The sequence below is a fragment of the Methylobacterium brachiatum genome (assembly GCF_900113845.1).
GTDB classification, from domain to species: Bacteria; Pseudomonadota; Alphaproteobacteria; order Rhizobiales; family Beijerinckiaceae; genus Methylobacterium; species Methylobacterium brachiatum.
On record NZ_FOQW01000017.1, the window covers coordinates 87,440 to 109,754 of the forward strand.

Annotated in this window: 22 protein-coding genes; 9 read left to right on the forward strand and 13 right to left on the reverse strand. The window is 70.0% G+C overall.

Features of this window, described 5'->3' with window-relative positions; genetic code table 11:
• Positions 1–275 precede the first annotated feature (275 nt).
• Complete coding sequence (gene cysE / locus BMZ47_RS21420) at positions 276–1,118, reverse strand: serine O-acetyltransferase (protein WP_091864113.1); 843 nt, start codon at positions 1,116–1,118, stop codon at positions 276–278.
• A gap of 28 nt (positions 1,119–1,146) precedes the next feature.
• Entirely contained in the window at positions 1,147–1,338 is a 192-nt protein-coding gene (locus tag BMZ47_RS21425; protein WP_007565415.1) for a hypothetical protein, read from the reverse strand.
• 308 nt (positions 1,339–1,646) lie between these two features.
• Between BMZ47_RS21425 and BMZ47_RS21430 the strand changes: the two genes are divergently transcribed.
• Together BMZ47_RS21430 and BMZ47_RS21435 are read left to right on the forward strand one after the other, a co-directional pair.
• Positions 1,647–2,060 (forward strand): YeeE/YedE family protein, encoded by a 414-nt coding sequence (locus BMZ47_RS21430; RefSeq protein ID WP_091864114.1) that lies wholly within the window; start codon positions 1,647–1,649, stop codon positions 2,058–2,060.
• Positions 2,057–2,515 carry a YeeE/YedE family protein gene (locus tag BMZ47_RS21435; protein ID WP_091864115.1) on the forward strand — a complete coding sequence of 153 codons (459 nt, stop codon included), beginning with the start codon at positions 2,057–2,059 and terminating at the stop codon, positions 2,513–2,515. Before BMZ47_RS21430 ends, BMZ47_RS21435 begins: the two co-directional genes overlap by 4 nt.
• A gap of 45 nt (positions 2,516–2,560) precedes the next feature.
• Here BMZ47_RS21435 and BMZ47_RS21440 read toward each other — a convergent pair whose 3' ends face one another.
• On the reverse strand, positions 2,561–3,679 hold the full coding sequence (locus tag BMZ47_RS21440; RefSeq protein ID WP_244536899.1) for a helix-turn-helix domain-containing protein: 1,119 nt from the start codon (positions 3,677–3,679) through the stop codon (positions 2,561–2,563).
• 496 nt (positions 3,680–4,175) lie between these two features.
• Here BMZ47_RS21440 and BMZ47_RS21445 point away from each other — a divergent pair, with 496 nt between their 5' ends.
• The 3 genes from BMZ47_RS21445 to BMZ47_RS21455 all read left to right on the forward strand — a co-directional run bounded on the left by BMZ47_RS21445 (position 4,176) and on the right by BMZ47_RS21455 (position 11,181).
• The gene (locus tag BMZ47_RS21445) at positions 4,176–8,597 is read left to right on the forward strand and encodes a S8 family serine peptidase (RefSeq protein ID WP_244536900.1); all 4,422 of its coding nucleotides are present in this window, start codon (positions 4,176–4,178) and stop codon (positions 8,595–8,597) included.
• Positions 8,598–9,124: 527 nt separating this feature from the next.
• A complete protein-coding gene (locus tag BMZ47_RS21450; protein WP_139221038.1) occupies positions 9,125–9,472 on the forward strand; it encodes a hypothetical protein in 348 nt (115 codons plus the stop codon).
• Between the two features lie 320 nt (positions 9,473–9,792).
• Positions 9,793–11,181, forward strand: coding sequence for an FAD/NAD(P)-binding protein (locus BMZ47_RS21455; RefSeq protein ID WP_091864118.1), 1,389 nt, complete (start codon positions 9,793–9,795; stop codon positions 11,179–11,181).
• Between the two features lie 32 nt (positions 11,182–11,213).
• Here BMZ47_RS21455 and BMZ47_RS21460 read toward each other — a convergent pair whose 3' ends face one another.
• Positions 11,214–11,618: a helix-turn-helix domain-containing protein gene (locus BMZ47_RS21460; RefSeq protein WP_163006148.1), complete on the reverse strand. Its 405-nt coding sequence runs from the start codon at positions 11,616–11,618 to the stop codon at positions 11,214–11,216.
• 511 nt (positions 11,619–12,129) lie between these two features.
• Here BMZ47_RS21460 and BMZ47_RS21465 point away from each other — a divergent pair.
• Together BMZ47_RS21465 and BMZ47_RS21470 are read left to right on the forward strand one after the other, a co-directional pair.
• Positions 12,130–14,481, forward strand: coding sequence for a TonB-dependent siderophore receptor (locus tag BMZ47_RS21465; RefSeq protein WP_091864120.1), 2,352 nt, complete (start codon positions 12,130–12,132; stop codon positions 14,479–14,481).
• A 10-nt stretch (positions 14,482–14,491) separates the two neighbouring features.
• The gene (locus BMZ47_RS21470; protein ID WP_091864121.1) at positions 14,492–16,072 is read left to right on the forward strand and encodes a PepSY-associated TM helix domain-containing protein; all 1,581 of its coding nucleotides are present in this window, start codon (positions 14,492–14,494) and stop codon (positions 16,070–16,072) included.
• Positions 16,073–16,111: 39 nt separating this feature from the next.
• Here the strand turns inward: BMZ47_RS21470 and BMZ47_RS21475 are convergent, their stop codons facing one another.
• Positions 16,112–16,618: a DUF3016 domain-containing protein gene (locus tag BMZ47_RS21475; RefSeq protein WP_091864122.1), complete on the reverse strand. Its 507-nt coding sequence runs from the start codon at positions 16,616–16,618 to the stop codon at positions 16,112–16,114.
• Positions 16,619–16,886: 268 nt separating this feature from the next.
• Between BMZ47_RS21475 and BMZ47_RS29205 the strand changes: the two genes are divergently transcribed.
• On the forward strand, positions 16,887–17,015 hold the full coding sequence (locus tag BMZ47_RS29205; RefSeq protein ID WP_007565428.1) for a hypothetical protein: 129 nt from the start codon (positions 16,887–16,889) through the stop codon (positions 17,013–17,015).
• A gap of 18 nt (positions 17,016–17,033) precedes the next feature.
• On the opposite strand, the gene BMZ47_RS21480 is transcribed toward BMZ47_RS29205, so the two are convergent.
• The 7 genes from BMZ47_RS21480 to BMZ47_RS21510 all read right to left on the reverse strand — a co-directional run bounded on the left by BMZ47_RS21480 (position 17,034) and on the right by BMZ47_RS21510 (position 21,259).
• Positions 17,034–17,312, reverse strand: coding sequence for an adenylosuccinate synthase (locus BMZ47_RS21480; protein WP_091864123.1), 279 nt, complete (start codon positions 17,310–17,312; stop codon positions 17,034–17,036).
• Positions 17,313–17,346: 34 nt separating this feature from the next.
• Positions 17,347–17,592, reverse strand: coding sequence for a DUF6894 family protein (locus BMZ47_RS21485; RefSeq protein WP_007565432.1), 246 nt, complete (start codon positions 17,590–17,592; stop codon positions 17,347–17,349).
• A 679-nt stretch (positions 17,593–18,271) separates the two neighbouring features.
• Positions 18,272–18,727, reverse strand: coding sequence for a Ros/MucR family transcriptional regulator (locus BMZ47_RS21490; RefSeq protein ID WP_091864124.1), 456 nt, complete (start codon positions 18,725–18,727; stop codon positions 18,272–18,274).
• A 270-nt stretch (positions 18,728–18,997) separates the two neighbouring features.
• Positions 18,998–19,651, reverse strand: a complete 654-nt coding sequence (locus BMZ47_RS21495; protein ID WP_091864125.1) for a hypothetical protein — start codon at positions 19,649–19,651, stop codon at positions 18,998–19,000.
• A gap of 38 nt (positions 19,652–19,689) precedes the next feature.
• Positions 19,690–20,073: a hypothetical protein gene (locus tag BMZ47_RS21500; RefSeq protein ID WP_007565437.1), complete on the reverse strand. Its 384-nt coding sequence runs from the start codon at positions 20,071–20,073 to the stop codon at positions 19,690–19,692.
• Positions 20,074–20,319: 246 nt separating this feature from the next.
• Positions 20,320–20,550, reverse strand: a complete 231-nt coding sequence (locus BMZ47_RS21505; RefSeq protein ID WP_091864126.1) for a hypothetical protein — start codon at positions 20,548–20,550, stop codon at positions 20,320–20,322.
• Positions 20,551–20,650: 100 nt separating this feature from the next.
• Complete coding sequence (locus BMZ47_RS21510) at positions 20,651–21,259, reverse strand: PAS domain-containing protein (protein ID WP_091864127.1); 609 nt, start codon at positions 21,257–21,259, stop codon at positions 20,651–20,653.
• Between the two features lie 179 nt (positions 21,260–21,438).
• Between BMZ47_RS21510 and BMZ47_RS21515 the strand changes: the two genes are divergently transcribed.
• Positions 21,439–21,699 (forward strand): hypothetical protein, encoded by a 261-nt coding sequence (locus BMZ47_RS21515; RefSeq protein WP_091864128.1) that lies wholly within the window; start codon positions 21,439–21,441, stop codon positions 21,697–21,699.
• Between the two features lie 33 nt (positions 21,700–21,732).
• On the opposite strand, the gene BMZ47_RS21520 is transcribed toward BMZ47_RS21515, so the two are convergent.
• On the reverse strand, positions 21,733–22,245 hold the full coding sequence (locus BMZ47_RS21520) for a YagU family protein (protein ID WP_007565441.1): 513 nt from the start codon (positions 22,243–22,245) through the stop codon (positions 21,733–21,735).
• Between the last annotated feature and the right edge of the window lie 70 nt (positions 22,246–22,315).

Below are 22,315 nucleotides of genomic sequence, written 5' to 3' on the forward strand. Positions count from 1 at the left end.
TGTGTCGTGCAGCCGCGCAGCCGTTGACTGGCGGGACACTGTGCTCACCGCTGCGGCGAACCAGCACAGTCAAGGTAAGCCTTGATTCCGCACCGGGTCAACGAAATGATTTTTCCTATTTATCCTGCGTCCGTGGAATACCAGCCTTTAAAACGCCGACTCCATAGGAAATATGTGAAGCAACCCCGCATCGTGAGAGAATTGCCTTCTCGTCCGAACGTCGATCCCGCGGGATTTGCGGCTCTCGTCTCTGAGAAAAAATTTTCTTGCTTGGATCAGATCCCGTCGCCGAAGCCGAAAGACTGATCCATGCTGCGCGCCGGCTCCTCGCCCGCGGCGAGGCGCGACACCACCCGGGCCGGCACGCCCGCGACGGTGGTGTGGGGCGGCACGTCGTGCAGCACCACGGCGGCGGCGGCGACCTTGGCCCCCTCGCCGACGCGGATATTGCCGAGCACCTTGGCCCCGACGCTCAGCAGGACCCCGCGCTCCACCTTCGGGTGCCGGTCGCCGCTCTCCTTGCCGTTGCCGCCCAGCGTCACCGACTGGAGGATCGAGACGTCGTCGGCCACCACCGTGGTCTCGCCGATCACGACGCCGGTGGCGTGGTCGATGAACACGCCCGAGCCGATCCGGGCCGCCGGGTGGATGTCGCAGCCGAACACCTCCGAGATGCGGCTCTGGACATGCAGGCTGAGCGTCGCCCGGCCCTGGTGCCAGAGCCAATGGGCGACCCGGTAGGCCTCCAGCGCCGCCAGGCCCTTGTAGAACAGGAACGGGTCGAGATAGCGCCGGCAGGTCGGGTCGCGCTCCCGGATGGCGATCAGGTCGCGCGCGGCGTTGGCCCCGGCATGGGGGTCCGCCTCGAAGGCGGACAGGCAGAGGTCGCGCATCGACAGCCGGGCGAGGTCGCCGTCGCCCAGGCGGTGGGCGAGGCGGTACGCGAAGGCCTGGGCGAGGCTGCGCTGGTCCAGGATCGTCGCCTGGACGATCCCGGCATAGAGCGGTTCCTCGACCAGGACGGCCTCGGCCTCGGCGCGGAGTTCCGCCCACAGGTCGCCCTCGAGGGTGCCGCGGCCGGCGGCGCGCAGCGGCGGGATCGCGGCCGAGGCCGTCACGCCCGGAGGGTCCGGATCTCGAGCGCCATCAATGCACCAGCTGGAACAGGTCGGCGAGGTAGCGTTCCAGGGTCTCGTGGCCTTCGAACTTCACGTCGACCGTGGCCGAGTGGCCCTGCTGCTGATGGATGCCCACGATCCGGCCCCGGGCATGGCGCCAGATCCCCAGGATCTCCGCGAGGTCGAGCCGCTGGAACACCACCTGATCACCCTGCGCCATCGTCGCTGAACCTTTCGCGCTGCCGTCCTTGCGAGGGCCGATCCGGCCGGCCCGATTCGGATGTCCGAAGCGGGGCCGGCGCGGCGCCGGACGGTCCCGGGAATGCCCTTCCGCCCGCCCCGCATCGGGGGAGAAGGTTTCGTTCGCAGATTGCCCCGGGACCAGCATGATCTTCGCTAAGCCACTGAACGTGCTCGATAATCGATCGTTCAACGGCATTTGGCAAGGCTTGTTCCGGGACAGCCCGGCCGCTAACCCCAGGTCCGGGGATCGCCGGGGCGGTCCCCGATTCGGAAGGCGAGACCGCCATGAGCCCCTATCTTCCCCCCCTCGCGGGCGGCCTGCTGATCGGCCTGTCCGCCGCGATGCTCCTGCTGCTGAACGGCCGGATCGCCGGGATCAGCGGCCTGGTCGCCGGCCTCGGTCGGCCGGGACGCGCGCGCCGGCTCGCCGACGCCGCCTTTCTGCTCGGCCTGATCCTCGGGCCGCCGGCCTTCGCGCTGCTGGCCGGACACTGGCCGGAGATGCGGATCGATGCAGGCCTGCCGGTCCTGGCGCTCGCGGGCCTGCTGGTCGGTTTCGGCACCCGGCTCGGATCCGGCTGCACCTCCGGTCACGGGGTGTGCGGGCTGGCCCGGCTGTCGCCGCGCTCGATCGCGGCGGTGCTGGTCTTCCTCGCCACCGGCATGCTGACCGTGGCCGCCATCCGGGGGCTGCCGTGAGCGCCGTCCTGCGCATCCTCGCGGCCCTGGCCGCGGGCCTCACCTTCGGGCTCGGCCTGGCGCTCTCGGGCATGCTCGACCCGGCCCGGGTGCGCGGCTTCCTCGACGTGGCGGGCAGCTGGGATCCCAGCCTGGTCTTCGTGCTCGGGGGGGCCGTGACGGTGTCGGGGCTCGGCTACCGCCTGAGCCGGCGCCTCTCCGGCCCGGTCCTGGATGCCCGGTTCGACCTGCCGGCCCGGCGCCGAATCGATGCCCCGCTGATCGTCGGCGCCGCCCTGTTCGGGATCGGCTGGGGCCTCTCGGGCTTCTGCCCCGGCCCCGCCGTGGCGGCCCTGTCCACGGGGGCGGTTCCGGTCCTCGTCTTCGTCGCCGCGATGCTCATCGGCATGGCGCTGCACGGCCTGCTGCCGACCGCATCGGCGGAAACTCCGCGCGGCGTCGCGCCCCCGGCCTGAACCGGGGCCGTCCGGACCGAGCGCGCCGCGATCGCGGCAGATCCCTCAGAGGCTCTCGATCCAGGTCTGCAGGATCGACAGGGGCTCCGGGCCACGATTCGGGCCGAAGCGCTGCACGGCGTCGCTCGGCACGAAGCCGAACCGGCGCTTGAAGGCACGCCGGAAGGTGCGCTCGTCCGTGAAGCCGACCGCGTAGGCGATCCGCGCGACGCGCGCGGGCTGCGCCTCGTCCCGGATGAGCATCCGCATCGCGTGCATCAGGCGCCGGTCGCGGATGTAGGTGACGATGCCGTTGGGCGCGAACACCCGGTAAAGGGTCGAGCGCGACAGGCCGAGGCGCGCGGCGATCAGGGCCGGCGAGAGCTTCGGGTTGCCGAGCTCCGCCTCGATGAACCGGCGGACCCGGATCCGCACATCCTGGTGCTGGACGGGGCTCCCCGTCTCCCGGCCGCGCAGCCAGGTCGCGCAGAGCTGGATGATCGCGGATGCCGACGCCAGGGCCTCGCGCTGATCCAGGCGGTCGCCGCAGGCCACGACATTGGCGACGAAGCTGTGGACCAGGCGCCCGAACGGGTCGCCGTCATGGTCCAGGGGGCGGCCGTGCAGGGCGTCCGGATGACAACCCTGCTTCTCCAGCAGGGCACGGGGGATCACCACGTTCGTGGCATCGACGGCGTCCGCGACGATGCGCACGGGCTGCGCCAGGTCGAACACGATGCACTGGACCTCGCTGACCGGCTCGGCGGCGCGGTCCGTCTCGACCACGCTGCGGCCGCGCCGGTAGAATTGCAGCAGGATGTGATCGAGCCCCTGCTGCCGGATCATCTCCGGAGACCGCTCGAGGATATGCGCCGGCGCGATCACGTCGCCGACCAGCAGCTCGCCGAGGTGATAGCTGCGCATCGCGATCGGGACGCTGAGGTCGGTCTCCGGCCCGAAGCTCACCGAAAAGACCGGCGCCAGATGTGCCTGCCAGGCCCGGCCGAGGGCGTCCGGATCCTCGGGCGGCTCGAAGCGCAGGCACGCAATGCCGGCGGCGGGCGCCTCGGGCGCCGCCTCGCCCGGACGGGATGCCCCAGCGCCGGCATCGGGCGCGATCGATGCGGCCGGGGCCTGCCGGTGCTCGGCCGGGGCGGCGATGACGGCGGCGCGGTGATGTCTCATAGTATCAGGCCTGCAATGATCCCGATTCGCGTCGATCTGCACCGGTCTTTCGACAGGCGTGATTGCGACGAATCGAATGAACACGCCGATTGGCTTCGCATCGCATCGCCACATCTCGGCGGGACCTTTCGGATGGTCTCTCGCCCCGGTCGGTCCGGATCAAGAGCGCGCATCACAGGGCCCCGCGGCATGCAGTATGTCTCAAAAGGGGTGAAGGAAGTGCCAAATCGCGCGCGCGCCGCATCCTGTGGCCGGGACGTCATAGCCTGTAAAACGTCCGTCCGCTTAAGGCCGGAGCCTTGCCTTTGCCGGGACCGATCGGACGATCTTCATGTCAGACCAGCATGACCCCATGCGCCATACGGGTGAACGCCGCGGCTCCGTCACGCGAGCGGACCGCGTCGGAAGCCGGGGTGGCCGGGCGCAGCGCGGCCTCCTGCTCGGTTGCTCTCTGGCCGCTCTCACGGCGGCGCTGGGGCCGGCAGCGGCTCAAAGCGTGGCGAGACGCCCGCCCTCGTTCCTGGGCCTGACGGCGGCGGATTTCGACACGCCCGAGTACCGGGCTGATTGGGGCCTGGCCCAGATCAACGCCGCGACCGCCTATGCGCGCGGGTTCACCGGCGCTGGGGTGTTGGTGGCGGTGGTCGATACCGGCATCGACCCGAACCATCCTGAATTCCGCAATCTCTCTAAGCCCGGATTCACGCGGATCTCTCCGGGCTCGGACGATGCCTATGTCTGGAATCCGGAATTCGGCAGTCCGGCCTTCCCCATCCCTGCGCTGACCGACCGGGACGGCCACGGCACGCACGTGTCAGGAACGATCGGCGCTGCCCGCGACGGTGTCGGGATGATGGGCGTCGCCTATGACAGCACGATTCTCACCCTTCGAGCGATCGTGGGCAATGACGATGCCAGCATTTATGCCGGCAGACTCTATGGCGACACCAGCGCCGCCATCGAGCATGCGACTGCGCAGGGCGCCCGCGTCCTGAATGGCAGCTACGGGCCCGGCTCACCGCCCCCGTACATCAAGGATGAATTTGGCAACTGGATCAAAAATCCAGCCTACAAGGTATTCACGATCCAATCCTATGGATTTTCAAACGAAAAACCGGAATATGATGCAATCAAGCAGGCCGCTGACAGCGGCATGCTGCTGGTCTTTGCCGCCGGAAATGATCGGCAGTTGCAGCCGGTCACGTCGGTCAACCCGAGCGGCTCGGCCCTCTATCCATACATACGACCCGGCAACGCGAGAAGCGGTGTCTACCAATTCCTAGACGATAAGGGTCGACCTATTTCCGATCAAAGCGGAATCGATTTCTCCGGTATTGCCGGATCGATCGTTTCTGTCGTCGCCACCGATAGCAAAAACAAGATTGCCGCCTTCAGCAACTGGTGCGGCGTCACGGCGGCGTGGTGCATTGCTGCGCCGGGGGTCGATATCTACTCGACCGGACCTCAATCCAACTACACACCACCGTATTTTAAAGAAAGTGGGACCTCGATGGCGGCGCCGCACGTCGCGGGCGCGGCCGCAGTGCTGACACAGGCCTTCCCGTTCCTGACGGCGCCGCAGATCGCCCAGACGATGTTCACCACCGCCACCCCGATCGGGCCGGCGGAGATCTACGGCTGGGGCCTGCTCAACCTCGGCAAGGCGATCGATGGACCGGGCCAGTTCACCTCCACCTGGACGGTCAACACCACCTACAAGGGCCAAGCCTATTACGGTCGCTTCGCCAACGACATCTCCGGACCCGGCGGCCTGATTAAGACCGGCGCCGGCATCCTCGATCTCACCGGCAACAATACTTACGCCGGCGGCACAACCATCAACGGCGGCGTGCTCGGAATCCTGGCCGACCGCAACCTGGGCGCCGCGAGCGGCGGGCTGGCCTTCGGCGGCGGCACCCTCGAAGTCCTGGCCGACGGCTTCGCCACCGCCCGGCCGGTGACCCTCGACAGCACCGGCACGCTCCAGATCGATACGGGCACCTCCAGCTTCGCGGGCGTGTTTGCGGACGGGGCCGGGCCGGGCTCGCTCATCAAGACCGGGCCGGGAACGGCCAGCCTGTCGGCGGCCAACACCTATACGGGCAGCACCCTCGTGACGGGCGGCACGCTGGCGCTGACGGCGACCGGCAGCCTGATCTCGCCGATCACCGTCAGCACGGCCGGCAGCTTCGTGAACGCCGGCACCGCGACCGGCGGCCTTGTCAATGTCGGCTTCACGGCCAACAGCGGCACCCTCGCGGGCGGCGTGATCAATGCCGGCCTGCTCGCCAGCAGCGGAGCGATCTCCGGCGGGCTGGCCAATGCCGGCTACACCGTCAACAGCGGCACCGTCGCCGGTGGCGTCATCAATGTCGGCACCCTGGCCTCCAGCGGCAGCCTCTCCGGCGGACTGACCAATGCCGGCTACACCGCCAACACCGGCACGATCGGTGGCGGGGTGAGCAACACCGGCACCCTGGTCACCAGTGGAAGCCTCTCCGGCGGCCTGGTGAATGCCGGATACACCGCCAATACCGGCGCCATCGGTGGCGGCGTGACCAATGCCGGGACCTTGACCACTCGCGGCACGCTCTCCGGCGGCGTGACCAACACCGGCACCCTGGTCGCCAGCGCCGGCCGGGTCGACGGCGCGATCCGGAACGCCGGCACCGTCGCGGTCACCGGAACGGTCGCCAGCGACGGCACCTTCGCCAACGCCGCCGGCGCCACCCTGAATGTGGCGGCGAGCGGCGCCTACGGCCTGGCCGGCGCGCTCAGCAATGCCGGCACGGTCGCGGTCGCCTCCGGGGCCAGCCTCTCGGCCGCCGAGATCGGCAATGCCGGCCTGCTGGTCAGCGACGGCACCCTGAACGGGCCCGTCTCCAACGCCGGCACCGCCCGCCTGTCCGGCCGGCTCAACGGCGCCCTGACCAACACGGGCGCCCTGCAGTTCACCGGCCCGGTCTCAGGGATCACCGCGCTCACCACCACCGGCCCGCTCGACCTCGGCGGCGGCGCCTTCACCGTCGCGAACCTGTCCGGATCGGCCACGGCCGTGCTCGGCAACGGGCAGATCACCGTCGGCGGCCCCGGCGCGTCCAGCTATGCCGGCGCCATCGTGGATGGGGGCAGCCCCACGACGCTGACCAAGGTCGGCACCGGCACGCTCAACCTCACCGGTACCGGCCGCTTCTCCGGCCCGACCACGATCCAGCAGGGCACGCTGGCGCTCAACGGGCTCTGGACCTCCCCCGTGACGGTGGCGGCCGCCGGCACCCTGCGCGGCACCGGCACGATCGCGGCCCCGGTGGCGGTGGCCGGCGCCCTGCGGCCGGGCAACTCGCCCGGCACCCTGACGGTGGCCGGCCCGGTGAGCTTCGCCCCCGGCAGCCTGTTCGGGCTCGACATCGACGGGACCGGCACCGGCGCCGGGGCGGGCAACTACGCCCGCCTGCTGGCGGTGGGCCCGAGCGGCGCGGTCGCGGCCAACGGCACCCTGGCGCCGGTGCTGCGCGGGATCACCGGCAACGCGACCAACGGCTTCACCCCGGGGCTTGGCCAGCGCTTTTCCGTCTTGGTGGCGCAGGCGGGGCTGAGCGGCTCGTTCAGCGGGCTCACCCAGCCGCCAGCCGGCCTGGCCGCGGCCACCCGCTTCGACGCGCTCTACGGGGCCGCCGGCCTCGACCTTGTGGTGACCCCCGCCGCCTACGGCAACCTCGCGCCCCTCGGGCTCGCCCAGAGCGGCAATGCCCGGGCGGTGGGCGCCGCCCTGGACGTTGCCCGGCCGGCGGCCGGCACCCGGCCCGACGCGGCCCGGGCACGGCTGTTCGACCCGCTCTACGCCGCCGCCCCCGGCACCCTGGCGGGCGGGCTCGCGAGCCTGTCGGGCCAGAGCTACGGCGACGCGGTGATGGCCGACCTCGCGGCGCGCCGGCTGGTCGCCGCCACGATCGACCGGCGCCTGACCTCGGGCGGCGGCAGCGCCAGCTTCAGCGCCGGCGGCGCCGGGCTCGGGCCGAACGGCACCGCGATCGACCTGCGCGGCGCCGCCGGGGGCCCCGACCAGCCGCTGGCCACCGGCGAGGGCCGGATCTGGGCCGACGCGCTGTACGGCTTCGGCAGCCGCGGCGGCGACCGCGCCGCCGGCGGGGCGAACCTCGATGCCGGCGGGCTGCTGCTCGGCGTCGACCGGCAGATCGGGCGCGACACGCTGGTGGGCGGCGCGTTCAGCTACCTGCGCGAGACCGGCGCGTCCCGCGGCGCCGGGGCCGGGTTCGGGCCCGGGTCGTTCACCACGGACAGCTACGGCGGGACGCTCTACGGCAGCACGCGGCTGGGCGCGGTGGTGCTGCGCGGCACGGCTGGGGGCGCCTATGCCGACGGGCGGGTGAACCGGACAATGGTGCTGGGCTCGGCCCCGATGCGGGCCGGCGGCGCGCCGTCCGGCGGCGATCTCGGCCTGTCGGGCTTTGCCGGCTACGCGATCGCGACCGGCCTGCCGGTGGAACTCGTGCCGGAGCTGGGTTTCAGCTACGACCGGCTGAGCCGGGGCCGGGTGAGCGAGCGCGGCGGCCTGGTCCCGCAGGTCTTCACCACGGCGGCGCTGGACGGGGCGCGGATCCTGGCGGGCGGTCGGCTCGCCAGCGTCGCGGTGGATGGAGCCGCGGGCCTGCGCCTCGACGCCCGGGCGTACTGGGCGCACGAGCTGGCGGACACGGCGGCGGTGGTGCGTTCGAGCCTGTTCGGCGTGCCGTTCTCGACCCGCACCAGCGCGCTGGCGCGGGACGGTGCGGTGCTGGGCGTGAGCGTGTCGGGCCCGGTGGCCGCCGGGGTCTCGCTGTCGGCGAGCTACACCGGCGAGGTCCGCCCCGGCGCCACCGCCCAAGTCTTCTCGGCCGGTCTGCAGGCCGCTTGGTAAGCCGAGCGCCCGGCCGCGGTAGCTCCTGGGTGGCCGCGGCCTGCACGCGTGGTGCGAGGTTCGGCGTCTGCAAAGGAGCGAAGGTCGGACCCCGGCCTGTCGGCGGGGACGTGTACCGTCGGCTCCTGGTCACTGAGATGCAGAGCGCGCAGCTCGGCCCTTATCGCCGGACCGGCGCGGAGCGCTCGGTCCCTTCGGGCTTTGGGGGACCATAGGATCGTCTGCGCGGTCTTGATGGGTGGGAAGCGGTTCGGGGACCGAGCCATGCCGGGTGGATCGTCGTTGTCGCGCGCTTTGACTGCCACCGCGATGTTGGGCTTCGACGCGGGGGTCTCACGATCCGCAGCCCAGCCCGGGTAACGCCGCTCTGCGCCAAGGGACTTGAGGGGCCGGGCGGTGGCAGCGCCGATCGGGGATGGGGGCGCATGCGACCCAGCGCGTGTATCAACGGAACTAAGTACAACTCACAATTGCATTGCTGATCGCGGTCGGCGATCATCCGCTCGGACCTACGAGCGAGAGCCGCCGTGCGAGCCATCGAGACCATTCCTCCGGGACATCTTGGCGTCCCGATGCTGCGCGAGGCGATCACCGCCGCAGCGGCCATCGGCTTCCTGGCCGGCGGCGGCGTCCGGATGGTGACTGGTCTCGGCAGCACGCAGAGTGTCCTGGTGGGCGCACTCTACCTGCCACTAGGAGCGATCGCTGCGGCTGTGATGGCCGGGCTCGTCTTGAATCTGATCGCCCTGCCGGCCTTGAGCTGGACCCTGCCCGGCCGCAGGCTGCCGGCGAGGGCCTATCGTGTCGCCGGCGCCCTCTCGGGTTTCGTGGCCTTCTTGGGGGCCTTCGTCCAGTTCGCGCCGGCCACCGCGTAGATCCCGGCACCGGCCAGCCGACCCCGGTTGGCGCGGACTTCGAGCGGTAAGTTGGAATGGCGCTGCGATGTTTCCCGTGAAACATCGCGTTGGGCCTTGTCCCATGAGGCTTCGGTCCCGCGCGTGAAGCCGACGCCGCGCTCAGCAGGACCGTCCGGCTCGTCAAGCACCGGCATGGTCTATCGCGCCACGCTACTTACCCGAACCACGCGGGCGTCGGCTGCCCGTCGTGAACAGACCTGTACCGCCTCCTCCGGGCTTGCGCGGACATCGTCCGGCTGATCGAACGCCCCCGAAACCCTCGGGGATGCATCTGGACCATGCCACCGACCTCAAGCCCGCTGCGCCTCGCAATCGTGGGCGGCGGCTTCACCGGCGCCGTGCTGGCGATCCATGCGGTACGCGCCTCGACGGGGCCCCTCGACATCGTCGTTCTCGAGCCGCGGCCCGAGCTCGGGCGCGGCGTGGCCTACAGCACCCGCGATCCCAATCACCGCATCAACGTGCCCAGCGACCGGCTGGATATCGTCACCGGCGAGACCGGGGCCGCCACCGCCTGGCTGCACGCGCAGGGCATCCTGCCCGATGCGGCGTGCGAGGACGGCACCGGAGCCTACGTACCGCGGGCGGATTACGGGGCGTATATCGGCGCCGTCCTGGCCGAAACCCTGGCAGCAGCCTCGGACCGCGTGCGCCTGTCCCATCTGCGCACGACGGCCATGGAGGTCCGGGGAGAGGCCGGAGCCTGGCAGATCCTGACGCGATCCGGCGAGCGCCTCGCGGCCGACCGCGTCGCCCTGTGCTTCGGTCACGCGGTGCCCGCCCTGCCCTGCCGTCTCGGCCCAGGCGTTGCGGAATCCGGCCGCCTCGTCGCCGATCCCTGGGCGGCCGATGCGCTTGCCGGGATCGGGCCGGAGGCCTCCGTGCTGGTGGTCGGCACCGGGCTGACCATGGCGGACGTGGTGACGAGCCTCGGCGCTGGCGGTCATCGGGGGCCGATCACCGCGATCTCCCGGCGGGGCCTGCTGCCGAAGGCTCACGGACTCTTCAGGATGGATCTGGACGTGGTCGGAACGCATCCGCCCGCCACCGCTCTGGACCTGCTCCGGCTCGTCCGGCGGCAGGTCGCGTCGGTCGATCCCGCCCTGGGCTGGCACCCGGTGGTGGATTCCCTCCGCACGGCCTTGCCCGATCTGTGGTCGAGCCTGCCGGCTGCCGAGAAGCGGCGCGTCGTGCGCCGCCTGCTGCCGTTTTGGGAGGTCCACCGCTTCCGCATCGCGCCGCAGATCGCGGCGGCTTTGACGGAGGCGCGGGCGGCGGGGCGCCTTCTCGTGGAACGGGCAGCCGTCACCGGCCTGGAACTCGGCGCGGATGGGCGGATCGCGGCGCAGGTGCGGCCCGGCGGCGGCGAGACCACGCGCCGGTCGTTCGATGCGGTGGTGCTGTGTACCGGGCCGGAGCGCGATGTCTCGCGCAACCCGCTGGTCGCCGCCCTGCTGGCGGACGGGACCGCCAGCCTCGACGCGGTCGGTCTCGGCCTCGCCGTCGATCGCCGCAGCCATGTGCTCGACCGGGACGGCCGGCCCCGGCCCGGTCTCTACGCCTACGGGCCGATGACGCGGGGCAGCTTCGGCGAGATGACGGGGGCCCCGGATATCGCCCAGCACATCGAGCGGACGGTGGGGGACCTGCTTGGCGAGCCGATCTGAGGAACGGCCGGCAGCCGGCGTCCCGCCTTCGGTCAGGCGTCGGTGCCGGCCTGTCGGAGGGCGGCGGCGGCCTTCACGATCGACAGGACACCGGTGCGCGTCGTCTGGTCCGTGATCGACCGGAAGGCCGCCACGAGGTCCATGATCTCGGGATCGTCGAACAGGCCCTGGATGGACTCGGCGCCCGTATCCTCCGGCGACTTGTCCGCGAAGAATGCCTCGACCGGGACCTTGAGCTGGTCCGCGATCATCTGCAGGCGGCTGGCGCCGACGCGGTTGCGGCCCTTCTCGTATTTCTGCACCTGCTGAAAGCTGACGCCGATGGCGTGACCCAGCGTGGTCTGGCTCAGACCCTGTGCGGCCCGGAGCGCCGCGATACGGCTCCCGATCGCGCGATCGGCTTCGGTCGCGAGCTTCGGCTTGGTCACGGTCGTCATATCGGAACAGTCTTTCACGGCGTGCGGCCGAGGTCGGCCGCGATCCACGGGCTGCTTAACTGCATCGCGCACGATTGAGTTTCGCACCACCATGCAACCCTCGCTTGTGCCAGCCGCATATCTTGGCTGTATCGACCCAGGACAGTCACCGCGTCAACGCGTCGTCGCAGAGACGAACGCGCGATCGTGAACCACAGGACCACACAACCAAGCCGGTTCAGTGCCGATTCCGTATTCAGCTAATCCGGCGTGGTTAACAGAACCTTCCCATACCCACAGCGCAAAATGTCCCCCCCAGGCGGCCCGATCCCGACCGTCGAAGCCCCCTCCCCTTCGCGGGAAGCCGCGGAGGCGGGTACAACTTGGAATGAGTCCAAGTTATATTAGAATTGCTCCATAACATAGCGGTTGCCTATACCAATACTCTGATGCCAACACGATCACGGTAGCGTGAGGCTGCCGTTTTCGTAGAGAGCACGGGCGGTCCCGTGCTTGTCTTAGAGGCGTCAAGATGAACCGGTCCCGGGCTGAAGCGACCTGGAACGCAATCGAACGGTCGCTGGCCGGATCCCTGTATCTCGCGTTGCTCTCAACGACCTGTGCGGTCATCGCGCCGGGCGCGGGCGCGGCACAGGCGGCGCCGACCACTACCGATATCGAGCTGTCCGAATTGAGCGTGACGGGTGAGGGCCCCAGCCGGTCTCTCAACGGCGACCTGTACGGCGCCGGCGGCGCGGTCGGCCCGGTCCCCGGCTACGTCGCCAGCCGCAGCACGGTCGGCACGAAGACCGACACCCCGATCCTGGAGACGGCGCAATCCGTCTCGGTCGTCGGCCGCCAGCAGATCCAGGACCAGAACGCGCTGACGGTCACCCAGGCGCTGCGCTACACGCCGGGCGTCTTCGCCGAGTCGCGCGGCGGTGCCGGCTCGACTCGCCTGGAACTGTTCAACATCCGCGGCTTCACGGCCCCGGTCTTCCTGGATCAGATGGCGATCATCGGCGGGCGCGACGCCAACACGTCGATCGACGTCTACCGTCTAGAGCGGATCGACATCATCAAGGGGCCGGCCTCGGTACTGTACGGGCAGTCCGGCCCGGGCGGCATCGTCAACCTGGTCTCGAAGGTCCCGCAATTCGTCCGCCACGGCGAGGTCTTCATTCAGGGCGGCGGTTTCAACGAGGTCCGGAGCGGCTTCGACATCGGCGGCCCCATCGCGTCGGACATCCCGGGCTTGGCCGACCAGTTCGCCTACCGGGTGATCGGGCTCGGCTGGAACGGCGACGGGCCGGCGGTGACCACCAAGGTCGAGCGGGCCTTCATCACTCCGAGCATCACCTGGCGCCCGTCCACCGACACGTCGCTCACCCTGATCGGCAATTACCAGCGCGATCCGTTCTCAGGCTTCTACGGCGGCTTCCCGGCGGTGGGCACCGTGTTCTCACGCAATTTCGGCAGCGGGCTGTTCGGGCGGCTGCCGGTGAATTTCTACGACGGCGATCGCAACATCGAGCGCTCCGACCGGACCCAGGCCTCGATCGAGTATCTGTTCGATCAGCGTATCGGCGAGAACCTGCGGTTCCACTCGGCCGGACGCTACCTGCGTACCCAGGGCGATTACCGCAGCGTCTACGGCGCCTTCAACGACCGGAACGGCCCGACCGCCAGCGGCCCGCTCCTGGCACGGTCGGTCATCGGCACCAACGTGGCGGCCGAAGCCTACACGATGGACAACAACTTCATCGCCGAGTTCGATACCGGGTTCATCGCGCACACCGCCCTGCTGGGCGTCGATCACCGGACCTTCAGCACCCGCACCAGCGGCACCCCGTTCCCGAGCGCTCCGGACCTCAACATCCTGGCACCGAACTACGCCATGAACATCGCCTTCCCGGCATTCAACACCACCTCGCGGGTCGATGCCCAGCAGACCGGCGTGTACTTTCAGGACCAGGCAAAGTTCGATCGCGCCGTGCTGACGCTCGGCGGCCGCTACGATGTCGCCAGCCAGACCGGCCCGACCCGCAGCTTTTCCGGGAACACCAGCACCTTGACGCTCCAGGATGCGCCCTCCGACGCCCTGACCTATCGTGCGAGCCTGCTGTACCAGTTCGACAGCGGCGTGGCGCCGTACGTGTCCTACAGCCAAGCCTTCGAGCCGATCGTGAGCGGGCGTGTGTTCGACAGCGCCTTCGGGTCGGTGGGTCGCGTGCCCGACCCGATCCGCAGCGACCAGTACGAGGCCGGCATCAAGTACCAGCCGCCGGGCACCGACATCCTGCTGACCGCCGCGGTCTTCGATATCCGCCAATCGAACCGAACCTCCGCGGATCCCCTGCGCCAGGGCTTCGTGGTCCAGACCGGCGAAGTCGGCGCCCAGGGCGTGGAGTTCGAGGCACGGGCCAACCTGGCCGAGGGCCTGACGCTGATCGGCGGCGTCTCGCTCCTCGACATCCGCAACGTGCGGGATAGCGGCAGCACGGCGAACGACCTCACCCGGCTGTCGGTGCCGCTCCAGGGGCGGCGCCCGGTGCAGGTGCCGGACACGACGATCTCGCTGCTGGCGAACTACCGCTTCACCGACGGCCCCCTGCTGGGCCTCGGGATCGGTGGCGGCGTGCGCTACCTCGGCCCGTCCTGGGGCGATCCGGCCAATACCTTCCAAGTGCCGGAGAGCGTGGTCGTCGACGCGGTCGCGTCCTACGACATGCGGCACCTCGCGCCGAGCCTGGCCGGCCTCACGGCGGAGCTGAACGTCAACAACCTTCTGGACGAGCGCTTCGTCTCCAGTTGCCTCTCCTACTCGGCTTGCTTCTATGGCCTGCCGCGCACGGTCTACGGAACCCTGCGCTATCGCTGGTAAGGCCCCGCCGATGCGCAACAACTTCCGGCAGTCGATGGCGTGGCTGCATGCCTGGTCCGGGCTGATCGTCGGCTGGGTGCTGTTCGCGGTCTTCGTCACCGGGACCGCGAGCTATTACCGGCCCGAGATCTCGCGCTGGATGCGGCCCGAGCTCCAGGCCGGAACCGTGCGCGGTCCAGACGCGACGGCCGCCGCGGTGGAGCGCGGCGTCGCCTACCTGCAGGCGCAGGCGGGAGGCGCGCGGTCATGGTTCATCACGCCGCCGCGCCCGGACCTGCCCCTGCTCGAACTGTTCTGGCGGACAGGGCCGGGCCAGCCGCCGAGCCACGTGTTCCTCGATCCGGAGACCGGGGCGCCGGCCACCCTGCGCGAGACACGCGGCGGCGATTTCCTCTACCGGTTCCACTTCGAGCTGAACATGGCGCCCCTTTGGGGCCGCTGGATCGTCGGTATCTGCGCGATGATCATGCTGGTGGCGCTGATCTCGGGGATCATCACCCACCGGCGGATCTTTGCCGACTTCTTCACCTTCCGCCGGGACAAGTCCGCCCAGCGCGGCTGGCTCGACGCCCACAACGTCACGGGCGTGCTCGCTTTGCCGTTCCACCTGATGATCACCTATACGGGGCTGGTCACCCTGTCGCTCATGTACATGCCCTGGGGCATGACCGCGGCCTATCGGGGCGACACGCAACGCTTCTTCGCCGAGGCCGGCCAGATCACGGCGCCGCGCCCCCCGGCGGGCCGGCCGGGCACCCTGGCTCCCGTCGGCCCGATGGTGCGGCGCGCGCAGGAGACGATCCACGAGCCCCTGGAGCGGATCTCGATCGTCAACCCGAAGGACGCGAACGCCACCGTGGTGGTCGTGTTCGAGGAGCCGCACGGGCTCTCGCACGAGCACCCGCAGGTCGCCTTCGACGGCACCACGGGGAGCGTCGTTGAGGTCCGGGCCGGCGGGCTGAAGCCGGCGGCCAAGACCTTCACCACGATGGTCGGCCTGCACGAGGCGCATTTCGCCGGGCCGGGCTTACGGATCCTGTTCTTCCTGTGCGGGCTCGCCGGCAGCGCCATGGTGGCCACGGGCCTGCTGCTGTGGTCGGTGGCGCGCCTGCCCAAGACGGCCGCGGCCGGGAGCGCGCCGCATCTGGGCTTGCGCCTCGTCCAGGGCCTCAACATCGCGACGATCGCCGGGCTGCCGGCAGCCATCGCGGCCTATTTCCTGGCCAACCGGATCCTCCCGGTGGGGCTGCCCGACCGGGCGTTCTGGGAGATCCGCGGGTTCTTCGCGGTCTGGGTGCTGATCGCCGCGGTCGGCCTGCTGCGTCCGCAGCGGCGGGCCTGGCCCGAGGTGCTGATCGTGGGTGCCGCCCTGTACGCGGCGGCCGCTCTGGCCGATGGCTGGCGGATGCAGCGGGCCTACGGCGCCGGCGATCCGGTGGACCCGCTCTTCGTCGGGGTCGATCTCGTGCTGCTGGGCCTGGCGGCGCTCCTGCTCTTCGCCGCCGGCAAGGCCGCCCGCTACGACGGCAGCCGGCCGTCGCGCGCCCGCGGCGCCAACCGGCAGGCCTTCAGCGGAACGGCCGCCGAATAGGGGCCGTGGGCGGGTTCGGCGACCGCCCGGGCACGCAGCTCAACCGCGCTCGGCCCCCGCGGGGAAGCGGCGCGCGAACCAGTCGCGCAGGACCTGACGCTCGTAATACAGGCCGCCGGTAGAGAAGCGCGGGTTCGCGGTCAGCAGGAAATTGATGTCGGTGACCGTATCCTCGCCCTGCGCGACGATGCGGCCGCCCCGGCGCAGCGCGTAGGCCAGGCGGATCCGCGGCGGCGTGGCGTCGGTCACGACGCGGACGCCCGTCGGCGACGCGAAACCGGGTCGGTCGAACCCGGCGAGATCGATGTCGAGGATCGTGATGTCGAGGCGCTCGTCCGACCGGAGACGGGCATTGCCGAGATCGACCAGGATCCGGGTCAGCTCGGCCAGCGTGACCCGGAGCGGCTGCCCGGAGGCGAAGCGGTTCTCGGCATCCGTGAAGCGCTCCGGCGTGGCGTAGCGGACCTGGACCTCCGCGGCCGCCGGTCCGGCCGCCAGGAGCACGGCCAGGACGAGGCCGGCCCTGCCTGCACCGCGCTTGCTCATATCGCTCTCACAATCCTGCCTATCGTGCCGCGGGGTTGCGGCGGTGTGTCGCCGCGCCGCCCTCCGGCTCGCCGGGACCGGTGCGGGCCGGCCCTGCGCAACAGGGAAAACCCCTTGCGCGGCCTTCCGTTTCCGCGACACGGAGGTCGATCGGCCGGGCGCGCATGACTGCAATCGAGGGCTGAGGCGTCCATAGTCTCGCCGCGTTCCGGGCGCCACCTGGGGTCATCAGCCCGCGAGGGCAGCCCTTCATGGGAGCGCGCACCGCTTGCTCAACTCTTTCCTGGCGATCCTCACCGTTATCGCGGTCCTGGCAGTCACGGCGCTCTTCAAGCTGCCGCTCCTGCCGTTCCGACTGGCCGGCCGTCTGCTGCGGGGTCGTCCGGCGGTCGCCTGATCGGGCCGCCCGACCGGATCATCCCGCCGAGTCGATGACGAATTCCATCCCGCGACCCGGCCCCTGATCGGCATAGTCGACCAGGGCCAGGCCGCGCTCGGCCAAGGTCGCCTCGACGATCCCCCGCTCCTTGCGGACCATCTGGCCGACCGCCAGCGGCGTCAGGCGCGGGCTCACCCGCCGCAGCTGGTCGACCCCGATATTGGCCGGCGTGCCGTCGCCCTCGGCGATCCGGGCGAGCGCGAGGCCCAGATCCTTCGCCTTGGTCTCCGCGGCGGATTTCGGCTTGAACGCCATCTTGTCTCTCCTCGTATTCGGGGGCCGTCGCGCTTCACGCGGCCTGCACATCCACGTTCACGTCGACGAACGCCCGGATCCAGACGCGACGCCCCTTGGCGTCGTAGACCTCGACCTGCCAGCCCGACCAGTCGAACCGCTCGACCCGCTCCATGAGCCCGAGCGCGACCCGCTCGGCGTGGACGCGCATCTGCGCCGTCGTCGGCAGACGCTTGCCCTTGAGGTCGGTCACCAGCTCATGCCCGTCCGTGCAGTGGAAGCGGTAGAGCTTCGTCGGCATCGGCCGTTCCTCGATCAATCGACAGCCCTCCGGTTCCGTTCAAGGCCGCGGCATCGAGACAGCCGGCCGCCCGGCCGCGCGCCTATGTTCACTTTATGTTCTATACATAGGCAGCACGCGATGCATCCACAACCGCACGAATGGGTTGTGGAGACCGGCCTCGCCCAGCCGGTGCAAGCCGCGGAAGCTGGTGGGTCCGGACGATCGCGGCCCGCCGCAATCGGGAACGGGTCGAGGACGCGTTCGGCATCACGCCCCGGCGCGAGCGCGCGGGTCCGTTCACGCGAGGGTCGGGGCCGAGCTTCCAGCCCAACGGGATCCGCGTGATCGCGGTCGATGATCGTGCGCCGACCGCCGCCGCGGAGCCGGAAGTCGGCCCGCTCCTCGCGCTCGACCGCGAAGCATCACCCTCGACGCGATCGGGACGGGCTTCCCGGAAGCCCGGAACATCGCCACGCCGCGCGGATCGCGGGCGAGCGAACCGACCTGTCGGTCGCGTCCGGGGGCGGGGAACGCTCGTTCGGCACCGCCGCGGACGAGCCGGAATGTCTGAACACGCTTGTCTTGACCGGCAAACCGTCGCCCTGACCGCCGGGGCGGGCAGGCTCTCCGACGCGGCCGATCCCGCCGGGGGGCGCGGCTTCGAGCCAGCGCCTGCCCGGTCGGAGAGGGGCTCCGCTCAGGCGGCCTCGCCCTTCCGCTTGGCCATGGCGCCGGGCTGCCCCAACCCGATCGCCTTAGCGAGGGCGGAACGCTGCTCGGCGTAGCTCGGGGCGACCATCGGATAGTCGGCCGGCAGGCCGTAGCGCTCGCGGTAGCTCTGCGGGCTCAGGCCATTGGCGGCCAGATGGCGCTTCAGCGTCTTGTAGGTCTTGCCGTCGATGAAGCTGACGATCCCGTCCTGCTGCACCGACTTGCGGATCTGAGCCGGGCTCGGCTTGTCGACGGCCGGCGCGGCGGCACCGCTCTCGACCGGCGCCGTGCCCGACGCCAGGCCGGCGATCGCACCGTAGATGCGCGCGATCAGTGCCGGCAGCTCGGAGGCCGGGACCGGATTGTTCGCCACATAGGCGGCGACGAGATCAACCGCCAACTCGGTGAAGTTGGAAGATTTCCCATAGGATGTCTCGTTCATATTGGCCCCTTCAGATCGTGCAGCATCCCCTTGTTGTTTCGGACCGACTAAGGATTCAACACACCAAATCCGGCTTTCAACGCTATTCTGTTGGCAGGTCCAGCGTCCTTAGCCGCGCCACAATCGGAACGTTAGCCGCGGGATCGCCGGCTCTGCTCGGCGACACCCTACCATTCGGGATGCCTGAACGAGAAACGGCCGGGACATAGGTCCCGGCCGTCGCGTGGAGCCTAAAGGGCTCCGGATTGTATCGGGTCGCGCAGCGGCCGATCAGAGGCTCGTGGTGCCCGGATAAGCCCGGACACGGCTCCGACCGTCGGTCGGGCCGGTGATGGCGGTACCGGCAGCCGGGGCCGGAGCCTCCCAACCATCCGCACGCCACGCACTGGTCTTCTGGTCGAGATCGACCGAGCCGTGCTCCTCGAGGACATCCATGACCATCGGCACCATCGTCGTGCGCGCATCGTCGACGCGGACCGTGACGAGCGTCCCGCCCCGGCGTACGCCTTCGCCGTAGGCATGCGCGTCCGTCTCGCTGACGCCGGCCCCGGCCAGGGCTCCGCCCAGGCCGCCCGCGGCGGCGCCGATCCCGGCGCCCGTCAGGGTGGCGACGAGCCAGCCCGCGGCCACGACCGGGCCGACACCGGGGATCGCGATCAGGCCGAGACCGGCCAGGAGGCCGGCCGCGCCGCCGACCACGGTACCGAGGGTGGCGCCGGTGCCGGTGCCGTCTTTGGCCTTCTCCTTGGTGTCGTCGCTGACATGCGTTCCGTCGGTGGCGGTGCGGCCGGCATGACGGTCGCCCTCGTTGTTGCTGACGATGCTGATGTCGCCGTGCGGAATGCCGCCCGCCTCAAGCTTGCTGACGGCGCTGCTGGCCTCCTCGTAACGGTCGTAGAGGGCCGTGATGGTTTGCTGAGCCATAAGAATTCTCCTGCGTGAAGGTCGTGAGGATCAGGGGATCACTGCGCCGCCACGTTGCCCTTGAAATCGAGGCCCACGTTGACCTGCTTGCCGCCCTGCATGGCGGTGCCGCGCCAGATGCCGTCGCCGTCCTTCTTGAGGTTCTTGGCGTCCGTGAAGCCGGACTTCTCGAGCCGCGAACGCGCCTCGCCCTCGGTGAAGCTGTTGGCGCCCTTCTCGAGCTGGACGTTGGCATGGGCCGCGGTCGTGCCGCCGTTGGGGGCCATCTTGTCGGTGTTCGGACGGGTGACGCTCTCCTGGCCACCCGATTGCTGGCTGGTCTTCGCGTCAGGAGCAGCCGGCGTCCCGGTCACGGTGGTTTGCGCGAGGGCGCTCGAGCCGAACAGCGTAGCAATGGCGAGGACGGCGAGGGGGGTACGCATGATGGTCTCCGTGGATCATTCCGGACCCCATCAATCCCGATGGCACATGATACGTTCCACGCAGCGAGGATTTACAGATCAAGCTTCAGGATTTCAGAGGCCGAGCACGTTTGGTTCCAAAAAATTGTCCTCTAATATCTAACGAATAAATGCGCCCCTCGCGAAGACCAGCCGTGCGATACCTGAATCCCCCAGGCGGCCGCCCCCTCGGTCGCCCGAGGCGGCGGCCGCCATACCCGACCGGCCTCAGCCGGCGCCGTATCCGCCCTTGCGGTTGTCCGGCTGGGGAACGGGCGGCCGGGTGTCGTAGCCGCCGCTCTCCGGGGCCGCATCGCCCGGAGCCTCGGCCTCGGGATGGCCCGGCGCGTGCGGGCCGCTTCCCCCGGCGCCGGCGTCGGGCGTCTTCACCGCGCGCGCCGGTCGAGCCGGCGGCACGGTTCCCAAGGCTTCCCGCGCCGCGTCGACATCCTGTCCCATGTGATCCTCCCGGGTGATCCGTGGAGGGCCAAGACCGAAGGGCCGAGGCATGTTCCCGCGGCCCGGGCGCAGAGGGGCTCGTTCGGGCGCCGAACGCGGCTCAGCGATGAAAGCTGCTGCGCGCGATCGCGCGGCCCAGGCTCATGAGCAGCACGTCGGCGGCGGCGCGAACCTCGGCCGGCGTGTCACCGTCGAGCGTGCGCTTCAGCGCGATCGCCAGGTCGGCGGCCCGCTCCAGGGCATCGGCTGGCGCCGACAGGTCGCTCAAGACGTAGCGCTCGCTGCCCTGATGCATCTCGGTGATGTCGATGATGATGCCGCGGGACCGGACCGGACGCCCGTTCGCATCCTGGAACATGCGTCCGCGGCTGAGCAGCCACCGCACAGTTCCGTCCGGGGCGACCACCCGGTACTCGGCGACCGCCAGGCCGCCGGTCTTCGAGGCCTGCTGAACATGATCGAGCAGCCAGGCATGGTCGGCCGGATGGACGGCGCCGATGGCGGTCGAGCCGTCGAGCTCGGTCTCCGCAAGCGCGGGATCGCCGGCCAGCAAGCGCGCCGCGCCGGCATCGTAGACCACGACGTGACGGACGATGTCCCAATCCCAGACACCGACCACGCATGACGCTTCGAGGGCAGCGCGGAGCCGGTCGAGCGGTTCACTGAAGCCGTCGATCGCGTTGACCGGCGTCTTCGAGCGCTGTCCCATCGTGTCGATCCCGCCGAGCTGTACCAGGACGATTTGGTGCGCAACCGTACCATTTCATCCCGGAATCTGTCGAAAATTTCATGATCGGATCGGGGTGCATTCCCGCCGCAGGCCGGTTGGAACGGCAGGACCCCGCTGCGTCTCCCGCACAACCGGTCCCGAGCCGCGTTGAACCGATCATGTGTGACGAATCCAAACCGTCGGGCGCGGCAAGCCGGAGCCCATCGCCGGGGAGCCCGCTGAGCGAGATCGCGCACGCGCTGGGCGTCCCGGTCTCCAGCTTCTTCGTATCGGACGCGGCGGTGCCGACCGAGGGCGACCTGCCGGACGCCACGGCCCTCCTCGACCTGGTACGGGCCTACCTGCTGCGGGTCGGCCCGGAGACGCACGCGCGCTTCGTCGCCCGTGTCGCGGCGATGGCCGAGGAGGCGCCTCGGTAAGCCGCCCCCGGCGGACGGGCGAAGCGCCTCCGATCACACGCGTCGGGCGTTCAGGGGCGGACCCATCATGTCGCGCCGGACGATCTCGATCGACCAGGCCCAGAGCAGGTGACCGAACACCTCGGAGAACGCCTCATGGCCGGAGATCTGCCACAGAGGCGGGGCCCAGCCGCCGAGCGGCAACAGGAGGCCGTGGAACAGGACGGTGACGATCAACCCGAAAGCCATACCCTGTCCCAAGGTCACGAGCGGGAAGGTCAGGGCGGTCAGGCAGTAGAGCAGGCCGAAGAAGACCGAGAACCCCTGGTGCATCAGCGCGACACCGTAATTGAGGACGTGCCCGGTGAAGGTATAGGTCATGGCCTCGACGTTCAGGCCGAGCCATTTGAGGATGGCGAAGGGCGGCGAGATACGCCCGGCCTCCCGGGGCGGGAACGGGATCTCGGAGCCCCATTTGACGAAGCTCGACAGGTTTCCGCCCAGGAACCCGGCGGCCAGGGCCGTCTTGTAATCGTAACTTGGAACCACGGTCGCGTTGACGCGCATGACAGACCCCCGCCTCGACGGCTTCTGGATTTCTTATTGTCCGAACGTCATCCCGCCGGCCCAGGCGAGC